Source organism: Lysinibacillus sp. NPDC097214, from assembly GCF_050277945.1.
Classification (GTDB): domain Bacteria; phylum Bacillota; class Bacilli; order Bacillales_A; family Planococcaceae; genus Lysinibacillus; species Lysinibacillus xylanilyticus_B.
The window spans coordinates 110,134-129,709 of sequence record NZ_JBNNSS010000005.1 but is presented as its reverse complement, the minus strand read 5'-3'; the positions used below and the strand labels follow the sequence as shown (position 1 = coordinate 129,709).

18 protein-coding genes are annotated in these 19,576 nt (G+C 35.3%); 2 read left to right on the top strand and 16 right to left on the bottom strand.

From position 1 onward, the window contains the following. Positions 1-13 precede the first annotated feature (13 nt). A complete protein-coding gene (locus tag ACQKMI_RS13155; protein ID WP_427489544.1) occupies positions 14-781 on the bottom strand; it encodes a MerR family transcriptional regulator in 768 nt (255 codons plus the stop codon). Continuing rightward, positions 756-1,682, bottom strand: coding sequence for a DUF2268 domain-containing protein (locus ACQKMI_RS13150; protein WP_427489542.1), 927 nt, complete (start codon positions 1,680-1,682; stop codon positions 756-758). Before ACQKMI_RS13150 ends, ACQKMI_RS13155 begins: the two co-directional genes overlap by 26 nt. 322 nt (positions 1,683-2,004) lie before the next feature. On the opposite strand from ACQKMI_RS13150, the gene ACQKMI_RS13145 reads away from it, so the two are divergent. Next, positions 2,005-3,030 (top strand): DUF2332 domain-containing protein, encoded by a 1,026-nt coding sequence (locus ACQKMI_RS13145; protein WP_427489540.1) that lies wholly within the window; start codon positions 2,005-2,007, stop codon positions 3,028-3,030. A gap of 445 nt (positions 3,031-3,475) precedes the next feature. On the opposite strand, the gene ACQKMI_RS13140 is transcribed toward ACQKMI_RS13145, so the two are convergent. The 4 genes from ACQKMI_RS13140 to cdaS form a co-directional block, all read right to left on the bottom strand. Beyond that, the gene (locus tag ACQKMI_RS13140) at positions 3,476-4,534 is read right to left on the bottom strand and encodes an LLM class flavin-dependent oxidoreductase (protein WP_427489538.1); all 1,059 of its coding nucleotides are present in this window, start codon (positions 4,532-4,534) and stop codon (positions 3,476-3,478) included. Between the two features lie 14 nt (positions 4,535-4,548). Next, entirely contained in the window at positions 4,549-5,490 is a 942-nt protein-coding gene (locus ACQKMI_RS13135) for a ring-cleaving dioxygenase (protein WP_427489536.1), read from the bottom strand. Positions 5,491-5,542: 52 nt separating this feature from the next. Then, positions 5,543-5,986 carry a MarR family winged helix-turn-helix transcriptional regulator gene (locus ACQKMI_RS13130; protein ID WP_427489534.1) on the bottom strand — a complete coding sequence of 148 codons (444 nt, stop codon included), beginning with the start codon at positions 5,984-5,986 and terminating at the stop codon, positions 5,543-5,545. A 99-nt stretch (positions 5,987-6,085) separates the two neighbouring features. Then, the gene (gene cdaS / locus ACQKMI_RS13125; RefSeq protein ID WP_427489532.1) at positions 6,086-6,706 is read right to left on the bottom strand and encodes a sporulation-specific diadenylate cyclase CdaS; all 621 of its coding nucleotides are present in this window, start codon (positions 6,704-6,706) and stop codon (positions 6,086-6,088) included. 291 nt (positions 6,707-6,997) lie between these two features. On the opposite strand from cdaS, the gene ACQKMI_RS13120 reads away from it, so the two are divergent. Further along, on the top strand, positions 6,998-7,438 hold the full coding sequence (locus tag ACQKMI_RS13120) for a hypothetical protein (protein ID WP_427489530.1): 441 nt from the start codon (positions 6,998-7,000) through the stop codon (positions 7,436-7,438). A 637-nt stretch (positions 7,439-8,075) separates the two neighbouring features. Here the strand turns inward: ACQKMI_RS13120 and ACQKMI_RS13115 are convergent. The 10 genes from ACQKMI_RS13115 to ACQKMI_RS13070 all read right to left on the bottom strand — a co-directional run bounded on the left by ACQKMI_RS13115 (position 8,076) and on the right by ACQKMI_RS13070 (position 19,474). Beyond that, positions 8,076-9,728, bottom strand: a complete 1,653-nt coding sequence (locus tag ACQKMI_RS13115; RefSeq protein WP_427489528.1) for a M20/M25/M40 family metallo-hydrolase — start codon at positions 9,726-9,728, stop codon at positions 8,076-8,078. 29 nt (positions 9,729-9,757) lie between these two features. Then, complete coding sequence (locus tag ACQKMI_RS13110; RefSeq protein ID WP_323646844.1) at positions 9,758-10,480, bottom strand: amino acid ABC transporter ATP-binding protein; 723 nt, start codon at positions 10,478-10,480, stop codon at positions 9,758-9,760. Then, positions 10,455-11,150: an amino acid ABC transporter permease gene (locus ACQKMI_RS13105; RefSeq protein ID WP_323646845.1), complete on the bottom strand. Its 696-nt coding sequence runs from the start codon at positions 11,148-11,150 to the stop codon at positions 10,455-10,457. The genes ACQKMI_RS13110 and ACQKMI_RS13105 overlap by 26 nt, the downstream gene beginning before the upstream one ends. Before the next feature lie 325 nt (positions 11,151-11,475). After that, positions 11,476-12,306, bottom strand: a complete 831-nt coding sequence (locus ACQKMI_RS13100; protein WP_427489526.1) for a transporter substrate-binding domain-containing protein — start codon at positions 12,304-12,306, stop codon at positions 11,476-11,478. Positions 12,307-12,327: 21 nt separating this feature from the next. Next, positions 12,328-13,074 (bottom strand): SDR family NAD(P)-dependent oxidoreductase, encoded by a 747-nt coding sequence (locus ACQKMI_RS13095; protein ID WP_427489524.1) that lies wholly within the window; start codon positions 13,072-13,074, stop codon positions 12,328-12,330. Positions 13,075-13,094: 20 nt separating this feature from the next. After that, positions 13,095-14,672, bottom strand: coding sequence for an aminomethyl-transferring glycine dehydrogenase subunit GcvPB (gcvPB, locus tag ACQKMI_RS13090; RefSeq protein ID WP_427489522.1), 1,578 nt, complete (start codon positions 14,670-14,672; stop codon positions 13,095-13,097). Between the two features lie 23 nt (positions 14,673-14,695). Then, positions 14,696-16,084, bottom strand: coding sequence for an aminomethyl-transferring glycine dehydrogenase subunit GcvPA (gene gcvPA / locus ACQKMI_RS13085; RefSeq protein ID WP_427489520.1), 1,389 nt, complete (start codon positions 16,082-16,084; stop codon positions 14,696-14,698). A gap of 23 nt (positions 16,085-16,107) precedes the next feature. Beyond that, a complete protein-coding gene (locus ACQKMI_RS13080) occupies positions 16,108-16,881 on the bottom strand; it encodes an SDR family NAD(P)-dependent oxidoreductase (protein WP_427489518.1) in 774 nt (257 codons plus the stop codon). Positions 16,882-17,332: 451 nt separating this feature from the next. Next, positions 17,333-18,718 carry a sigma-54 interaction domain-containing protein gene (locus ACQKMI_RS13075; protein ID WP_427489516.1) on the bottom strand — a complete coding sequence of 462 codons (1,386 nt, stop codon included), beginning with the start codon at positions 18,716-18,718 and terminating at the stop codon, positions 17,333-17,335. A 525-nt stretch (positions 18,719-19,243) separates the two neighbouring features. Then, complete coding sequence (locus ACQKMI_RS13070) at positions 19,244-19,474, bottom strand: acyl-phosphate glycerol 3-phosphate acyltransferase (RefSeq protein WP_349661459.1); 231 nt, start codon at positions 19,472-19,474, stop codon at positions 19,244-19,246. Between the last annotated feature and the right edge of the window lie 102 nt (positions 19,475-19,576).

The window sequence follows — 19,576 nt, the reverse complement described above, 5'->3', positions numbered from 1 at the left end:
AAAAAGTATGAAATTAATGCTTCTGTTGATTGATATAATGTATAATAGCGTCATATAAAAATTCAGCTAAGTCTTCATTACTAAATTGATTAATATAATTTTTGAATCGATTATCAGATTTATACGTATTTGCAATACATGTCAACATTTCAGAGTCACATACAATAGATTGTTCTAGATAACTTTTCCACACTACAATTAATTGCTGTACTTCATCAGAAGTAGGTGATTGATTTATATAAGAAGCAATTTTTCTAAATACTCTTTCCATTTTTTGTTCGAATTCATGAAATAAGCTCGCTTTTTCACTAGGAGAGAGTTTTTTCAGTTTCCCCTCAAATTCTTTGTATTCTTCTGTTTCTCCATAGATGAATTTTGCTTCATGAGCATATTGTTCTTGTAATGGTAAAATGGATGAATTATTAAAAATATTCAAATTGTAGATATCCTTTCCAGATACATATTCATCCACCGCAGTAATAATTGTTTCTAAACGTTGTTTTTTTAACAATAAAGTTTGGTTATGCTTCTTTAATAATTGTTGCTGTTCTTCTCTCGTAAGTTTCAAAACATCCGCAATTTCCTTTAGAGAAAATTCCATTTCCTTAAAAAATAGAATCGTTTGAAGCTTTGCTAAACTGTTCCTATCATAGAGTCTATAACCATTATCTGTTAAGTAGATTGGCTTTAATAAATTTATTTTATCATAATATTGTAAGGTTCTTCTTGTTATGCCTGTGATTTGGACAATATCTTTAACTGTTAATAATTGTTTCTTCATCCCAAAATCCTTTTATTTCATCTAATATTAGATTAGCCGGAGTTATTGTGGCTTCAAAGATATTTTTACCTGTTTTTTCCAAATAATATTTAATTAAATAATATCCACAGGCATAACCAGCAGCATAAGACATATTGACTGGCATATAGTTTTGAAGTTTTGCTAATTCGTCACCGTAAAGATACGGTGCAATTTTATCAAATCCTGTTAAATGTAATTGTTCCTTGAGCACAGGTTTAATATGTCTATTAAGCATTTCCATAGTTGTTTTCGATACCCAAGGACCGAGTAGATCTTCCCCATAAATAGAAGTAGCAAAGTTTTCCGCTATCCCTTCACTAACGATTAATTCACCCAAAGTAACAGTATGGTCCCACTGAATAAATTGATATCGAACATTATGATTACATTCGTGTGCTAAAGCAGCTTTCATTCGAGGTATTGTGTATTCATTTGGCACAAGTGTACACAATAAAAAGCCAGGAATACCTCCATCACCACTATATCCTTCATTTAACATTAATGAAGGGCTTTTTGGATCCCCTAATAAAATCGTGAATAAGTAATCAGATACACGTGGGTTGATATCATGCTCTCTAAATAAATAAAGGCTTTTCCTAACAGCTTCTTTACACTCAGACCAAAAAGAATCAGACGAAATCATTTCTAATTCTGGTGTAATCTCATTTGTAATCTGATTAGGAGAAATGTTCATTATATTATTCATTGTAATAACATCAAAACCATTTGGCTCCTCAGCTTTAAAAGGAATATGTTGAATTTCCCATTTCCCCATAAACGGGGCCAACATTTCTTGTCTGTATAACTCAACCTTTTCCTCTTTTGGAGCTTGTAAAATTTTTCGATATATTTTATCTGATCGTAAGGGCTTTATATTCATTTCTTTCACTCCTTTTTTAATATAGTTAAAATTATGCACTATGACGTAGCGTTATAGTCAAGAAGATTACTAAAAATATAGCTTTAGGTGTTTTTTGAAATAGTAATAGGACACTTTCATTTATAATTACCTTAGCTTAGTTTGTATGTTGAACGTATTTGAAAATATCTCCAAAGCCGAATTTCAAACAACTTTATTATTATTCATCAGAATGTTGGAAAAATAAAAATTGCTCACTTCATTTACTATATTTAATTTACTAAATTATCCAATAATTATAAACTTAAAAGTAGATCGACTTTTACACAAAGGGGAGAATCGTATGTTAGCTAAATTAAGTAATCAATTCCGTACTTTTGCAAAAAATGAATGTGAAAACTCAAGTCCACTGTATGAACATTTAGCCAATAAGATTGCTGATGATGAAGAACTATTAAAAGTTGCGATATTTATACCTCAAGGACAACCTGTACCTAATTTATTATTAGCTGGTGTTCAGTATTTGCTGTCATCATCTAAAGACGATTTAGTTCATTTTTATCCATCTTTAACGTCATCACCCAAAGCAATAAATGAGGTTTTTCCTGTTTTTAAAACATTCGTTTTGTCCCATTCAGAAGAATTGAAGAATTTATTTCAAGAAAAACTTGTTCAGACTAATGAAATTCGCCGTTGTTCTTACCTTTATCCGATGATGACAGAAATTTATGAACGCCACAAAAAGCCATTAGCTTTACTAGAAATCGGTGCAAGTGCAGGACTTCAGCTTGGAATGGATCAATACAATTACTGCTATAATCAACAGCTTCACATAAACAATTCTAATAATGCTTTCGTTTTGTCCTCAGAAAATCGAGGACAACCGTTTCCAGCTTCTATTTCAAATGCTCCAGTTGTTTGTAAGCGAGTAGGCATCGATTTAAATCCTATTGATATTCATAATGAAGAAGAGCTCCGATGGCTCCAAGCATTAATTTGGCCAGAGCATCAAGAACGCAGACTTTTGTTAAATCAAGCGCTCCCTATTTTAAAAGAGCTCGATTTACAACTGATAAAAGGAGATGCCATTAAACTTATAAAAGATATTAGTAGTGATATTAATGAAGATGCGATGTTAGTTATTTACCATACACATGTGGCAAATCAAATACCTATGGAGTTACGCCTTGAATTAATGGAGCAATTAAAAGAGATCAGCATAGAACGACCTCTCTACCACTGTTATAACAATTTATTTGATGTGCAACTGCATCAAGATTTTATTGATCAAGGAGAAATAGAATCTATACGTATAATGGAACGCCCTGATGGCCATGCTCGATGGTTCAAGTGGTCCAACCAAAAATAAAAATGGTCACGAAAAAACGCTGCATGAGATTTCCTCTCATGCAACGTCATGTTGATTAAAAACTATTAAATCAATGAAATTAAGTTTTCTATTTTTAAAGTACGCCTTTCCAGCAAAACGAGGGGGTGATTTCCGTTCCGCTGGGTGCTTTGTTGTTGCTGTCGCTACGCTTTCGCACAGATAAAACAATTGCTGACGCTTCGCTTTCGCACAGATAAAACATTTGCCGCTGACGCTTCGCTTTCGCGCAGAGCAGAGCTTCCTGGGGGCGTCGGGCAACAGGATGTTGGTCACGAAGGCGTTATCACAGGACGTGATGGTTTTAGCCTTCGTTCCCCTCCCGCTTACGCTCCTGGGTCACATCTGTGACGCTAATCCCCAAGGAGTCACCCCGCTTCACTCCATTCAACCACTTCATTAAGCAAGTATCTTATGGCATATCACTCTAATTTTTCGCAGTATATTTTTTGATCGCAGGTAAAATATCGTTCCCTATAATTTCAATGTTTTTCATTAATTTATCGAATGGCACACCGCCAAAATCAATTTGTGCCATAAATCGTTGCATGCCATAGAGCTCGTATTGATATAGTAATTTTTCAATAATTTGTTCCTTACTTCCGACCATTAAGGCGTCTCGTGTATCTGTCGCTTCCGCAAATTGTTGCTTTGGATAACCGGCGCCACGAATTGCTTGGAATCCACCATTTAAATGTGGGTACATCCCTTCTAGTGCCTCGTTCGTCGTATCAGCAACATAAAATAGGCTTGCTGTAGCAATCGGTAACTCTTTCGGATTGAAGCCACTTCGCTCAGCTGCTTCTCTGTAGGCATCAACTGATGGCTTAAAGTTCACAGCGGGACCACCTAATGTCGTTAACATCATTGGAATGCCCATATAGCCTGCTTTAATAGCACTAGCAGGGGGGCCACCGACAGCTCGCCAAATTGGCAACGAGCCATTTTTAGGTTGTGGCATAATTTGCGCATTGTGGAGTGGCGCACGGAATTGTCCTTCCCAAGTAACAAGCTCGTTGTCATTTATTTTTTTCAGTAGCTCTAATTTTTCTTCAAAAATTTCTTCATAATGCTTTAAATCAATGCCTAGTAATTGATATGCACCTACTCGAGAGCCACGACCAGCAACTATTTCTGCACGTCCATCAGAAATTAAATCAATTGTTGCAAAATCTTCATATACACGTACCGGATCAGAGACACTTAGTACCGTCGCGGAGCTTGTTAATTTAATTTTTGATGTAGCTTGTGCGATTGCTCCTAAAACAACCGTGTGTGCTTGTGTAGTAAAGTACGATTGGTGACTCTCGCCCACACCAAATACATCAATACCTGCTTGTTCTGCAAGCTGACTTGCTTCAACTAGTTCTTGGATTCGTTGCTGAGCCGAAATTCGGCCACCTGTTAATGGATTCGGAATATGATCCCCTAACGAATAGAGGCCAAATTCGATGCCTTTCGATTGATCAATGCGGTATTTTTCCATGATTAAACCTCTCCTTAATCTAGTGGTTCTAAAATAGCTTCGATTTCTGCACGTCTTTCTTCTAGAAATGGTGGAAGATCAAGTTCTTTACCAAGATCCTCTACTGCCGAATCAACAGTAAACCCTGGACCATCTGTCGCCATTTCAAATAAAATTCCATTACGGTCTCTAAAATAAAGACTTTGGAAATAATAACGGTCCACAATGCCAGTACTATCAAAGCCCCGCTCCTTAATTTTGGCATCCCACTCTTGCAATTCTTCCACTGTTCCAACACGTAGTGCAAGATGATGGATACTACCACGGCCAGGTTTCTCGCTAGGCCCTTCTAATTCTTTAACGACGATTTCTCCAATCACTTCACCAGGGATGGATTGCAATACTGCTTCTATTTCACTTTCCGTAACAGCTGTGTAATTAAATAGCTCTTTTAATAAGCTTACTGTGCGTTGCAAATAACGAACTGTCATTTCAACTGTACCCATCCCTAAAATGCGATGTTCCCCAGGGATATCAGAGCCGTCCCATGGTTGCCAATGAGCTGGTGTTTCATGACCATGATTATTTAAAAGCACCATTCGTAACCCTTCATGGTCCTCAAAAAACAATGCATCTTTACCTGCATAAGTTGTTATTTCACTATGTTCAACATTTAATTCTTGAAAACGATCTTTCCAATATTGCAGACTGTCATAGCTTGGTACTAATAGTCCAATACGTGTAATAGCGTTTGTTCCTCGAACTGTTCTTCCTGCTACAGGCATTTCAAAAAATGTCAATTCTGTACCTGCAGCTCCTGTTAAATCTCCATAAAATAAATGATACATTGAAGGCGAGTCTTGGTTGACTGTCTTTTTCACACGACGTAAACCTAGAGTTTTAGTATAAAAATCATTATTACGTTTACCGTTTTTTGTTAGCATTGATATATGATGATGACCACTTAATTTGTTCATGAATATTCCCTCCTCATTTCACTTGACTAAGCAAGTGATGTTGTAAAAAAAATCACGCTGGCGGTAATTTTTTTTCACGACTATGCTTCTCTAATTTTGACATAAGTGTATTTAAAGTTTTCATTTCTTCTGTTGTGAATACTTCTTCAAAAAATGAAGATTGAAATTGTAGCTGACCTGGTGTTGCCGCATCAATCATCTGCTCGCCTTTAGCTGTGAGCGAAATTGTTTTGGTCTTCCAATTTTGCTTGCGTTCAATAAGTCCCTCTTTTTCAAGACGAGCAAGCATCCGAGACATCCCACCTTGCGTCACTGTCACTTTCTCTGCTAACTGCGATTGTGTTAACGGTGCATATGTCTTTATTTGTATCAGGACATCAAATTGTGCAGTCGTTAAGTCAAAGCGCTTTAAAAACTCATTGGATAGCTGGTTGCTTTGATTTGTAAAGCGCATCATCCGAATCCATGTCAGTGATCCGAGCGTGTGTTTTCGCATTGCTTCCTCCCCCTCTCATTCATCACTTTACCACGCAAGTGATAAACAAGCAAGGAAAATATCTCGAATTCAAGATAATCTATAGTGTGAAGACGCACACTATAGAATGCCATGCGTCGTAATTGGATATAAGTTTCCTTTAAAGGCAAAAGAAATTCTCCCTGTTTCTTCAGACACTACCATAACAAGCGCATCACTTACTTCACTTAATCCTAATGCCGCTCGATGTCTAGTGCCTAATTTCTTTTCCCCCGTATGTCTGTCTGATAGTGGCAGTACATTTGCTGCTGAATCAATTATATTTTGGCTTATTAAAACTGCGCCATCATGAAGTGGATTTCCAGGAAAAAAAATAGATTCCATTAGGGAATGCGTTACTTCTGCGCCAATATGAATACCCGGCCGGATAAGAGATGCCAGAGAATCCTCCCGTTCAATAACAATTAGTCCACCATGTCTCCTTTTAGACATATTTTGTACGCTATGCGAAAGCTCAGGATATTTTTCAGTAAACGGAGAAAGATAGCAATTTAAATAAAATGTTGCAGCTTTCATTTCAATCGCTACAAATTTTTCTTTAATTTTTTCAAAGTTCCCAAGAAGACAGTTTGCATCAGTATCCATCGCTTCTACATTTTGTTGTAAAGATTGAATGACTTGCAGAAGCTCTTCCTTTAATGTTTGTTTCATTGGTGACAAATCGCAATTAGTTGGATCCACAAAAAACACCCCGCTTTTCAAATTTATTATGTATTTTTTTAGTTTCTCTAGATGGAATTATTTTATTCGTCTTGTATTCATTTATTCATCTTATACAGTTTTCCCATCATGTATGATTTGTTGTAGATAGATATTTCATTATGCCAATGTAGCCTTCTTTAATCTTATAAACACAAAAAGAGGAATCGTGGAATTAACTTTACTTTTCGAAAAATTTTTAAAACTATTTAATGGTTTTTCGTACTATATCGTTGGCAGACATTATAAAAAGAAAGGCTGTTTTCGTAAACTTTGTTGCTATTTATAAAAAAAAATCCTTTAGGATCATGGTATAATTTAGAAAAAAAGGGAGGGAGTAATCTTATTAATTTTATAAAACCAGTGGACTTCATTTTTATTTTGGCTTTTACACTCTTATTCGTTTTAGACTATTTCCCTAATATTCCACTTGCAGACTCTATTCCAAAAGGTGTTCTTATCGCCCTAATTTTAGGACTTTTTATATTTAGTCTGATTTTCAAAAAGGACAGAGACATAAACAATAAAGAGATACTACAATGGCAAATTTTTTTGACCATCTATATCCTATTAATAATGGGGATACTTACGATTTTAGGAGGACAATCATCTTCTGGTATAGCCTTTGATAATGGAGTTTTCTGGATTGTCTTATTGATTTCACTGTTTGATATTTATTCTCAATATAAAAAATTCAAAAGGACAGAAGCATAGGTGTACAACTTATGTACTGTAAATATTAATTGTAAAATAATTCTATTTTTGGCAAGCACCAAGAAGCATTTGTTTGGCACGTTCACCAAATGCTTCTTGGTGCTTGCCAATTCGAACCATAGGAACCAGTAAAGGTAGTTATCCAAATATTTTAACCCAATAGGATGTAAGTGTAGTCGCCAAACAATGCCCACCTAATCAAACAGATGAGCATTGTTTGGCCTTATAATTATAAAAACTCACCCATATCATTAGTTGGCAGGTTAATATAGTGTTCCAAACTCTTTTGTTGTGATTTATCCCGACTGTTTTGCTATGGTTAAGATATCGATACCCTTTTGATACAAAGCGGTAATTTGGGTTTTGCGGAATTCGTGAGACGCAAAACAAAGCTAGATCACCTAGCTCGAATTAACAAAGAGTCATTTCAACGTCCGATTAGTTAGATGAAAAGGAGTAGAATTTACATCAATGATAGCTTCAACACAACTACTCAAACAATGAAAGCGATTCAGAGTGCATGAAAGACACCTACTAAATCAACCGTTTATAAATTTTAAAGAACGAATGCTTTACTACGAAATAGAGTAAAGCCTCTTCTTAATGCAGGAACAGTGATTATCATGGCAGATAATAGCTAATGTTCAAGTAACTTATCTATTACTAGTTTCGTTAAATTAGGCATTATTTCCATTGTATATTTTAATTCAGTTCTTTCGTATCTGTTATGTGCGTCATAACCATATGGTCCAATATTAATTGCTGGAATATTTAGGTCTCTAATTGCATTATAGTCTACAAAATGTTTTGTTCCCCAACTTGGGTTATTGTTAATAACTGATTTTATGCTTTCTTCATCGTCATTTATAGCTACACAGCTCATGTCACAAATATAAGGGAAATAATTTCTCTGTACGATTGGCTTATTATAATGTGGTTGGACTTTTGCAATAGCATAATCTAAAGCTACTAATAGATTTTTTTCTTTTTGATTTTTTCCAGTCACCTCGACGCGTGGTGAATAGAGTGAAGAATAAAAAATAATGATAGCAGGGCTCTTGTCCTTTGCCCATTTCCAGGTTTCTTCTACTACTCTCGCTGAAAACATGCGTACATCTAATTCTTTATTTTTTAATAAGTCTTCTTTAAATCTCTTCATATGCTCTTTGTAACTATCACCAGATTGAGAAACAATCGATTGTTCCAGTTCTTCATAGAATAACACCCTAGTTTCCCATGGTAATTTTGTATATTCCTGTTCGCTAATTTCACAATACCTTTTATAATGACTATTTAGATTTTTTACTACATTATTAAATGCAATTTCAGCTTGAATCTTTAGTTTTTCAAGAACATCTTTAGGAGACCATGACTGCACAAAGAAGTTATAATATACATATGAAGCAAGTGCTGTTTGAACTGTATAAGTTTCTTTAAAGTCCGTTTGCTTCAACGTTACTGGTGGCATAGGTGTTTCACCTAATGATTTATCGCATAGCTCCGGATTATAGGCAATTTGTCTAGTTAACTCTGCTGCAATATAGTTAGGATCAAGTCCTTCAAAGCTAGACCCAACATGACTTTCAGCTCCGGTAATATAAAAAGATGGAAGAAGTTTCCCAACACTGCCTTTATAAATATATCTATTTTCATCCTCTTCATACCTAGGAGCAACAAAATCAGAATTAATTAATGCTTCATATTCAAATCCATATTTCCCCTTAATTTTTTTCAAATCATTTAAACCCGATAATACCCCGTGCGAACTATCCTCCTCGTCACACTCAGCAAAGAACACAATATTGCCTTTCAATTCTTCAGGGTGTTCTGAATAATACTTTAATAGATAATAATTGCTTGCAACACCGCTTTTCATATCTAGTGTTCCTCTGCCAAATAACCATTCATTCGATTCCAAATGCTTTTTAACTAACGGAGGAACCTTTTCATGTTTTAATGCTTCTTGAAGATCATTAGGAAAACATGCTTTCTCTTTCAAGCTATTATAATCATCTATTCCTACCGTATCGGTATGTCCCATTAATACAACTGTTTTATCACTACTTCCTTTTGTACCTCTTACAAAAGCAAATACATTATATCTCTCAACCTCATCATCTACCGTTTGTGAAGTAAACACATAGTCTGGATTTTTTTGAAAGTATGGAAGGTTAGAAATCGTTTTCGCCAGTGATTTTGATATATCGATTTCTCCTTCGGTATTGACAATACTTTCAATATTGACAAGATCATTAGTAACTTTTAATACTTCATCATACGTTTTTAACATGAATACCAACCCCTAACTTAAGATAATAATTATAAAACCTGTTGTAAAAACCTAACTGTTCTCTCTTCCTTTGGGGTTTTAAAGAACACGGCAGGAGGTCCTTCTTCAATTATTTTTCCATCAGCTAACATAATGACTCTATCCGCAACCTCCTTTGCAAAGCCCATTTCATGCGTTACAATTACCATTGTCATACCATCTCTTGCTAAACTTTTCATTGTTTCTAATACTTCGCCAACTAATTCAGGATCTAGCGCCGATGTTGGCTCGTCAAACAGCATAACGCTTGGGTTCATAGCAAGTGCTCTTGCGATAGCAACCCGTTGCTTTTGTCCTCCAGATAATTGTTCAGGATAATAATTAGCTTTATCAGCAAGTCCAACCCTAGTTAATAACTCCATTGCATTTTTATTCGCTTCTTCTTTACTTTGTTTTTTCACCTGAATTGGTGCTTCAGTTATGTTTTGTAAAACACTTAAATGCGGAAATAAATTGAAGTGTTGAAATACCATGCCCATATTTTCTCTGACACTATTTAAATTAGTTTTTTCTATATCAATAATCTCATCGTTGATGCTTATAGTGCCCTCATCTAATATCTCTAAAAAATTCATACAACGTAACAAAGTGCTTTTTCCCGAACCACTGGCCCCAATTAAAACAACTACTTCTGATTTATTTATCTCGAGGTTTATATCTTTTAAAACTTTCAATTTACCAAATGATTTAGAAAGCGACTTCAACTTTATCATGCTTTTTCCCCTTCCCAACATCCAATCTGCTTTCAAGCTTATTAAACAATAGTGTGAAGATTAGAACTAAAATTAAATAATATACGCCTACTACAAAGTATGTTTCTAAAGGCATGTAATTATATGCTTGAGCCGATAAGGCATGGTTAAATAATTCTGAAACTGCAATATAGGCTACTAAAGAAGAATCTTTTAATCCAATAATGAATTGATTGGCTAATGAAGGAATTGCTCTCTTAAAACTTTGTGGTAAGATAATTCGTCTCATTGTTTTAAAATATGTCATTCCTAAAGATCGCCCTGCCTCCATTTGTCCCTTATCAATAGATTGAATGGCTCCTCGAAAGATTTCTGCAATATAGGCTCCGGAATGGATCCCAAGTGCAATAGCTCCAGCTGCAAAATCAGATAGAACAAAAATACTAGAAATACCGTAGTATAGGAACATAAGTTGTACGATAAGTGGCATACCACGAATAATAAAAATGTAAGCGTTAGCAACCATCTCTAATACCTTTATATTAGAAACCTTGAAGAAGGCAAAAATCAGCCCAATAACACAAGCAATTAATAGGGAGACAACTGTTAACTCAACCGTCAAAACAGTTGCTTTTAAAAATTCGACCCCATGTTTTTCGAATATAGATGCTATATTGACTAAAAACTCCATATAAATCACCTAACCTCTTTAAGTGTGTGGGTGTAGAAGGCGAACATTTATTTTGTCTAAACGTAAGATAAAATCTGTTTAATTATGAAAAGCGCAAGTGCCCTGCTTAGTTCCGATAAGTGCTGACAGTACATGGCGAAAGTATGCTCGCACAAAGATAGAAACCGAAATAATCTTAAGGAGGGCTTTGACGATGAAACTAGACACCAATTAAAATAAGTGAATTTTCAAACTATTTTACATAATCTCTTACCCAAGAACAAGTTTAATAGCCAATTCTAGTATGTTTCTATCATACTAGGTGCTTTCTATTTCCACCATTTGCTTATTCTAACAAATCTTTACCAAACCATTTTGTACTTATGTCTTTATAAGTTCCGTCTGCAACCATATCTGCAATTGCTTTGTTAATTGCTTCTAATAACACTTGATTATTCTTATTAATAGCTACTGCAATTTCTTCTCTTTTAAGTTCTTCTCCTAGTGTTTGAATTTCTAAACCAGATTCTTTCATCGCCGTAATACCTACGATTTTATCTGTAATGACTGCATCTAAACGTCCTGGAGGAAGGTCTTGTAATGCATAGATCTCACTAGGAAATTCTTTAATTTTATCTGTATATTTTTTTGCATCTTCAACGTAAGTACTAGCTTGCATAACACCAATAGTTTTTCCCTTTAAATCATCTAAAGATTTGATATCTTTGTTTTTACTTGAAATAAATACTGTGGCTCCAGAAATATAATATGGAACTGAGAAGTCAACCTGTTTTTTTCTCTCCTCGGTAGCTGTCATACTTCCAATAATTGCATCATATTTCTCTCCTCGTAACCCTTGGAGGATCGTTTCCCATGGATTTGTAACAGGGTTGGGATCAAGCCCAATTCGCTTTGCAATTTCTTTTCCAATTTCTACATCGAAACCAACTAATTTTTCATTTTCCTTATAGTTTAAAGGTTTTAGTAAACCACTCATTGCAAATGTTAACTTACCTTCATTCACTAATTTCATATCTGCTGTTGCGCTATTTCCTTCTTCTGCTTTTCCTCCGCTACTTGCAGATGTATCAGTTTTTACATTTGAATCTTTTTCTGAACACGCAACCATCAATGAAACGACTACCACCAATAAAAAATAGAATAGACTTCTTTTCATAAAAACCCATCCCCCTTGTGATTAAGCTAATTCTCCGCCATCAATGGCAATTGTTTGCCCAGTCATATAAGCTGATTCATCTGAAGCAAGGAAAGCATATAACGCCCCTACTTCTTTTGGATCTGCATGCCGTTTTAAAGGAATCCCTTCATTTACAACCGCTAACATCTCAGGTGTATACTCAGCCTTTTGCATCGGCGTTAATACATACCCAGGACATATTGTGTTAACTCGAATTGTTGGTGCCAGTTCTAATGCCATCGTTCTTGCTAAAAGATTAACACCTGCTTTTGAAGCGTTATAATCTGCATAGAATGGATGTCCCGTAACTCCGTTTGTAGATGCTGTCATGAGTATAACGCCTTTGCCCTGTTCAACCATGATTTTTGCGGCCGCTTGGGAAGTATAGAACACACCATTTAGATTAATATTTAAAACCTTATTCCATTGTTCTGGCGTAATATCAAGAAATTTAGAGCGAACGCTAATACCTGCGTTCGCTATAAAAACGTCCACTCCCCCTAAATCCTCTATAATATGTTTAAAGACATCATTTACACTTTCAGGGTTACTAACATCCACTACATACCCTTTCGTAATTCCAGGGTTTTCTTTTATCGATTTTTCAATACTTTCTTCATTAATATCTAAAATAGCTACTACTGATCCCTCTTCTACAAAACGTTGTGCTGTAGCTAATCCTATACCACTAGCCCCACCTGTAATAACAACCCTCTTCTTTTCTAAACTACTATGCCTCGATCCCATTCAAACACCCCCAAACAATTTTAACTTGTTATTTCTGCAGCATTTTTCACCTTTTCTTGATATACCCTCCATGAAGTACACCATTTAGCAGGATCATCTAAATAATCTGCTTCGATTAATTGATGAATTGTGCTATTTTGCGGTGCGTTTTTAACAACTTCTGGATTTTCATACGCTTCCTTCGAAATCTGCTCTAGCGCATGGATATATTCGTCTAAGTCTGCTTTAGAATAGGATTCTGTTGGTTCTAGTGTAAATGGTTGTGGCACAATATACGGATGATGACTTGTCCAATAATGCAAACCAAAGTCTGTCATACGACGTTGTACATCCTCTGTTGTTACACCTGTTTCTTTCTCCAGCTGCTCCCAACTATAACGAACCTGCTCCAAACGTTGTCCTTGTACATAAGGTACACTTGCGCCACGAATTTTCGATACTTTACTATATAAATAGTTATTATTTAGTACAGCGATTTCTGCCACTGCTTTAAGTCCCTCTTGTCCTAATGCTCTAACCCATGCATAAGAACGTAAGATAGTTTGTGCTACTCCGTGGAAAGCACGTACTTTTCCAATGGAGTGCTCTAATTGATCATTTAATACGTATTGATCACCATGTTTTTCGACAATGGGTCCTGGTAAATACGGTTTTAATTCCTCTGTTACTCCTAATGCACCCGTTGCTGGTCCCCCACACATGTGTGGCGCTGCGAATGTCTTGTGTAAATTAAAGAAACACATATCGAAACCTGCTTCTTTTGCACGTGTAATTCCTAATAACCCGTTTGCATTCGCTTGATCGTAGTAACAGATACCACCGGCATCATGTACAATTTTTGTGAATTCTTCAATTTTCGAATTGTAAATCCCTGTATCTTCTGGGTTAGCTACGACAAAGCCAGCAGTTCTTTCGGATACAACTTCTTTTAACTTTTCAATATCAGGGAATCCATTTTCATCTGGGTGTAGGGTAATAATTTTATAGCCCTTTACAACAGCCGTTGCTGCTTGAGATGGATGGGAGAAAATGGTTGTAATGATTTCATTACGTTGATCTCCCTCACCTCTAACTTCAAAATACTTACGTACAATCGATGCCATCGCAAACAATGCTTGTGTACCACCACTCGGTTGGAAAGAGAATGCATCCATACCTGAAATCTCACGCATCGCTAAATCCATATTATGAATGATTTCTAACATACCTTGTACGGTGTTAACATCTTGTAGTGGATGTAATTCCGTTATTTTGGTATTACGAATTAGAAACTCGTTAATTTTTGGAATGTACTTCATCGTACAAGTGCCTTGCCCAATTTCCACATTAAAATCCGAACCTAATGTTTCTTGTGACAGACGAACATAATGTCGTAATACACGTGCTTGGCCGATTTCTGGTAAGTTCGGCTTACTTGCTCGCTTTATATTTTGCGGTAGTACTGAAACACCATCTCCCACTACATCTACAATTTCCTCGGAAGCTTTTGGTACTTCAACTCCAACTTCACCTGGCTGATGTAGTTCGAAAATAATAGGCTCATTCCACTTGGCTTGATGAAAATCTATATTTACAGACTGTCTTTGAATTTTTATCATGTTTGATACTCCTTTCTATCTCACTATTTCGTCACAACTTTTGATAAAACACTTACTAGTTTGTCGATATCTTCTTTCGTATGCACTTCAGTTACGCAATAAAGCGCCGACTGACCATATTGAGGAAACTCTTTCGATAGATCCTTCCCTCCGAAAATCTTGTGTTCTAATAAATGTGTATTGATTTCTTCTACAGTTAACCCTGTACCATTAAAGTCGATCATAAATTCTTTGAAAAATGGAGATGTGATTCTTGAACCTCTAATGTTCTTAATTTTATTAAGTTGCATCACTGCATACTGACTATTTTGCATAATTGCTTGACCTAAATCGTACATACCGTTTGGTCCCATTAGCGATAAATAAACACCTGCTGTAATGCCCCATAGAGCTGTTTGCGTACCAACTGATTCTTTACCGTTTTCTCTATCTGCGAAAGATGTACGGTCATACGCAATGTCACCAAAACCATACTCGCCTTCTTTTACAGTCGGAATAATACCAAATAATCGAGATGGGTATTCATTGATGAATGTTGGATCATTATGTGTCGCAATGAATCCAGATTGCCCTCCGCTAAAATTCATATGCATACCTAGTGGTTGAAGGTCTCCACATACAATATCAGCACCATATTGACTTGGGGGTGCAAGTATTCCGAGAGAAATTGGATCTACTCCTACTACCATTATGGCACCGTATTTTTTTGCAAGATTTGAAATTTCTTGGCCTTGTGATTCAATAAATCCTAGGTATGATGGATTTTCAAAATAAATCGCTGCAACATCATTCGATAATTTTTCTTCTAAATCGGCTAAATCCATTAACCCTGTGTTAAGATTAAAATTCACTTCTTCAAATGTTAATTGAGGTGTACCATAGTTTGTAATTATCTTTTTTCTCTCAGGGGACACTGTATTAGCAAGTAAGACACTGGAACGTTTAGTAATACGACTAGCCATACGAATCGATGTAGCTGCAGCCTGTGCCCAATCAAATGTTGGGACATTAACTACTTCCATGTCCACAAGTTCTGCCATTAGACTTTGGTATTCAAATAAAGCTTGGAAACGACCATGATCTTCGTAAGGTTCCCCTGCATAAGCGGTTAAAAATTCTGCTCTTTGATTCACCTCATCACATACTGCTGGTATAAAATGTTGCCAACAACCCGCTCCTAAAAAGTTAAGATATTCATTAGTACTTACATTTTTATTTAATAGCCCTTCAATATGTCGTCGTAACTCTAATTCATTCAAAGCTTTCGGGATATTCATTGTACCTTTATACTGTAATTTCTCTGGAATACAAGAATAGAGTTCTTTAATTGAATGCACACCAATTTCATCTAACATCTTTTGTTTTACTTCAGGCACCATATTTGGAATGTATGGATGAACTTTTTTACTCATATAAAATACCTCCTCTATATTTTTTATGCTAAACCGCCACCATCAACGGTTAATGTAGTTCCCGTAACCCAAGCAGATAAATCACTTGCAAGGAATAATACCCCCTTGGCAATATCTTCAGGTGTTCCCAACCTTGCCAATGGTCTATCAACTGCCGAACTACGTAAAAAACTTGTTTCCTCTATATCTAGTTGTTTTGCCTCACTACGAAGTAACGGCGTATCTGTATCTCCAGGGCAAATACAATTTACACGAATATTCGCTGATCCATGATCAATAGCCATAGCTTTTGTTAAATTTACAACCCCTGCTTTCGCAGCACAGTAAGATGCTGCTTTGTCTCCACCTTTTAATCCCCAACCAGAACCGGTATTGATAATACTGCCACCACCATTGTTTTGCATAAGTGGAATTAAATATTTAGAAAGTAGATAAACCCCTTTTAAAGAGACATTAATTACGGCATCCCAATCAGATTCATCTAAGTCCACCACTGTTTTTCTACGAATAATGCCTGCATTGTTAAAGAGCACATCGACTTTTCCATGCTTTTCTTCTATTAACTTCGCCACACTTTGGCAATCTTGTGAGTTCGTCACATCACACTTTACAAACTCAATATCTAAGCCAGCTGCTCGAAGTGTTTCTTCTGTGTCCTTTCCCTTTTGCTGATCGATATCGAGAATGATGGTTTTAGTCCCCACCTCACTCAGTAATCTAGCGGTTGCAAGACCTATTCCCGAAGCACCTCCTGTTACAACAGCAATCTTCCCACCTAATTGAAAGTAATCTAGCAAATAAATATACCCCCTTTTTCTTTCTCACTATATATAAAGCAAATATCATGCCAAGTTTAAAAAAGTGGACTTTGCGAGATTCATAAATAATAAATCCTTCATTTTTTGTCACATATGTCAATTCAAATTCCATCTTTGACAAAAACGAGAATTTTTATTTTTTTGTTATTTAAAGTTGCTATTGTAACGACATGCGGAAAAATATGTATTTCGAAGTTTTGTTACGAGAGATAACGATGGAGAATAATGGGGTTATAAAATTTAGTAAAATCTCTGTTCAAAAGCAGGAAAAGCGTTTAATTGTAAAGTGAGTTGAAACTTAATAATTGATAAATACAAATTGCTACAACGGTATCAGCTATCTATGAAAGATAAATCTGCGGTAGAAGAATAAGAGTAAACAATAAAAGGGATACTTCCGTATCCCTTTTCCCAGTTAGCGTGACTTTTTTTAATTACTTTTTAATTTTCTATAAAGAGTCCTTGTACTGATACCTAGCTCTTCTGCAACACGTTCCTTGCCCGCAGCATCATTTCCGTACTCAGATAGTTTTTGGTTTATTATTTCCATTTCCATATTTCTCAACAACTGAGGCGTTACGTGAGAATTTTGCATTCTATTATGTTCGATAATATAACTTGGTAGACTTTCTTTAGTTAATTGCAAGGAATCTTCCATTACCATACTGTACTCTAAAACATTTTCTAATTCCCGGATGTTACCAGGCCAATGATAAGCTTTCAATTCTTCTAAAAATTCATCTGAAAAATCCTTTATAAACTTACCTGTTTTATGCTGTACCTTTTCCAGTAATGTAGAAATTAAGTAATCCATTTCACCTTTTCTTTCTTTTAAAGGTGGCAAAGTTAAAGGAATAACATTTAATCGATAGTATAAATCCGCCCGAAACTCTCCCTTTTTCACCATTTCTTCTAAAGGTCTATTTGTTGCAGCAATAATTCTTACATTTACCTTTCTAGGCTCAATTGCTCCCACTCGATAAATAAGACCATTCTGTAAAACAGTTAGTAGTTTAGCTTGAAGATGCAATGGTAATTCTGTAATTTCATCAAGAAATAAGGTACCTTTATCTGCAACCTCAAAATATCCCTGTTTCCCTTTTCTCCTAGCGCCAGTAAATGCTCCTTCCTCATAGCCGAATAATTCACTTTCAAATAAAGCTTCTGGAATACTAGCACAGTTTAACTCTACAAACTTACCTTTATGTGAAATACTGTTTGAATGAATATACTTAGCTAACAAACTTTTTCCAGTCCCCGTTTCTCCAGTGATGACAATTGAAGATGAACTATTTGCAATACTATTTAGTTTGCTTTTAATAAATTGAAAATGAGGCGCATCGCCCAATGCATATTTTGTGTCAAATCCCTTTTTTGTTTCAAATAATAAATAAGATCCTTCACTATTTAGAACATTGATAACAATTTCACCTAAACGAGCTAACCAGTATTGATATTTTTTTTGTTCAGTAGATAATTTTTTTTCACCCTCATCTGTAAAACTGACAAACGTTAAATAGCCAAAATGCCGATCGTCTTTGACTAAGTTCATAAGTATTTCTACTTTGGAAGGACAATTGTTTTGAAACCTACACCCAGAACATGTTTTCATTTTTCCAGGTCTCTGCACGTATTGAATTGGCTCAGAGTAGTACTTTTGAAAAAATGGTAAATGTACTTGCACTCCTTTTCGTTTTCTATATTCATCAGTGGCTATAAAAATTTCACCTTCTGAAGTAAAATAAGCTACTTCAACTTGTAACAAGTCTCCAAATATATTAATGATAGATTGTACTAACTTTTCACCATTTAACATAACATCGTCCTCTCAGACCATTTTCTTAATAATATAAATTTAATCTAAAAAGCTTTAGTATTTATTCTTTTTTAAGAAAATTAAAATCCCAGAATTCACATGTATATCATTGAGACATTGGAATTTTATATTGATATATCCTTAACGGCATTTGCTAATGGTATCCCTAAATGAAAAGATTTATTGTATAGAATTCGCCACTTTCTATTATTTTGAGCATACAAATTTTTTAAGCCAAGCAAGATAGACGTAGCTCCACGAAACTATTCTCCATTAAATGTTAGTTATACCCAATTAATGTATGAGTTATAACGACTATATCAGACATAGCATTCACCTCTACTATATAAATTTCGCAAAAAAAAGGTTTCGTACCTTTAAAAATCGTTCAACAAATACAGACATTATAAGTTGAATATTGTCTAAATATAAAATCAAAAAAAGCATACAAAAGTTAAGTGGATGATTAATCACAAATAAAGTGTATCCATTAGCTTATCTAACGGATACACTTTTTGATTTAGCTTACATTTGTCCAGCACGAATTTTCTTAATAATGCTAAATGTCGTGTAGGCAGCGGCCGGCGCAAGCACAAAAATAAAAATAAGCCAAACCGTTAAGTTGTCCGTAGCTTTTAACGTGTCATAATTAGAGATAACAAAAAAGATAAGGCCAAATAGTAATAAATAGCTCAGCACATTTGGAAAAATAACAATTAAACGCAATAGTGCTGGTGGCATTTTTTGTTGATTCATATTAAACCACTCCCCTTTAGTCAATTATACGAAAATCTACTATTAACTGCATTGTTTTTCTCTAATATTCTAAATCTTCGTATTATATCTTTTCCTACATTG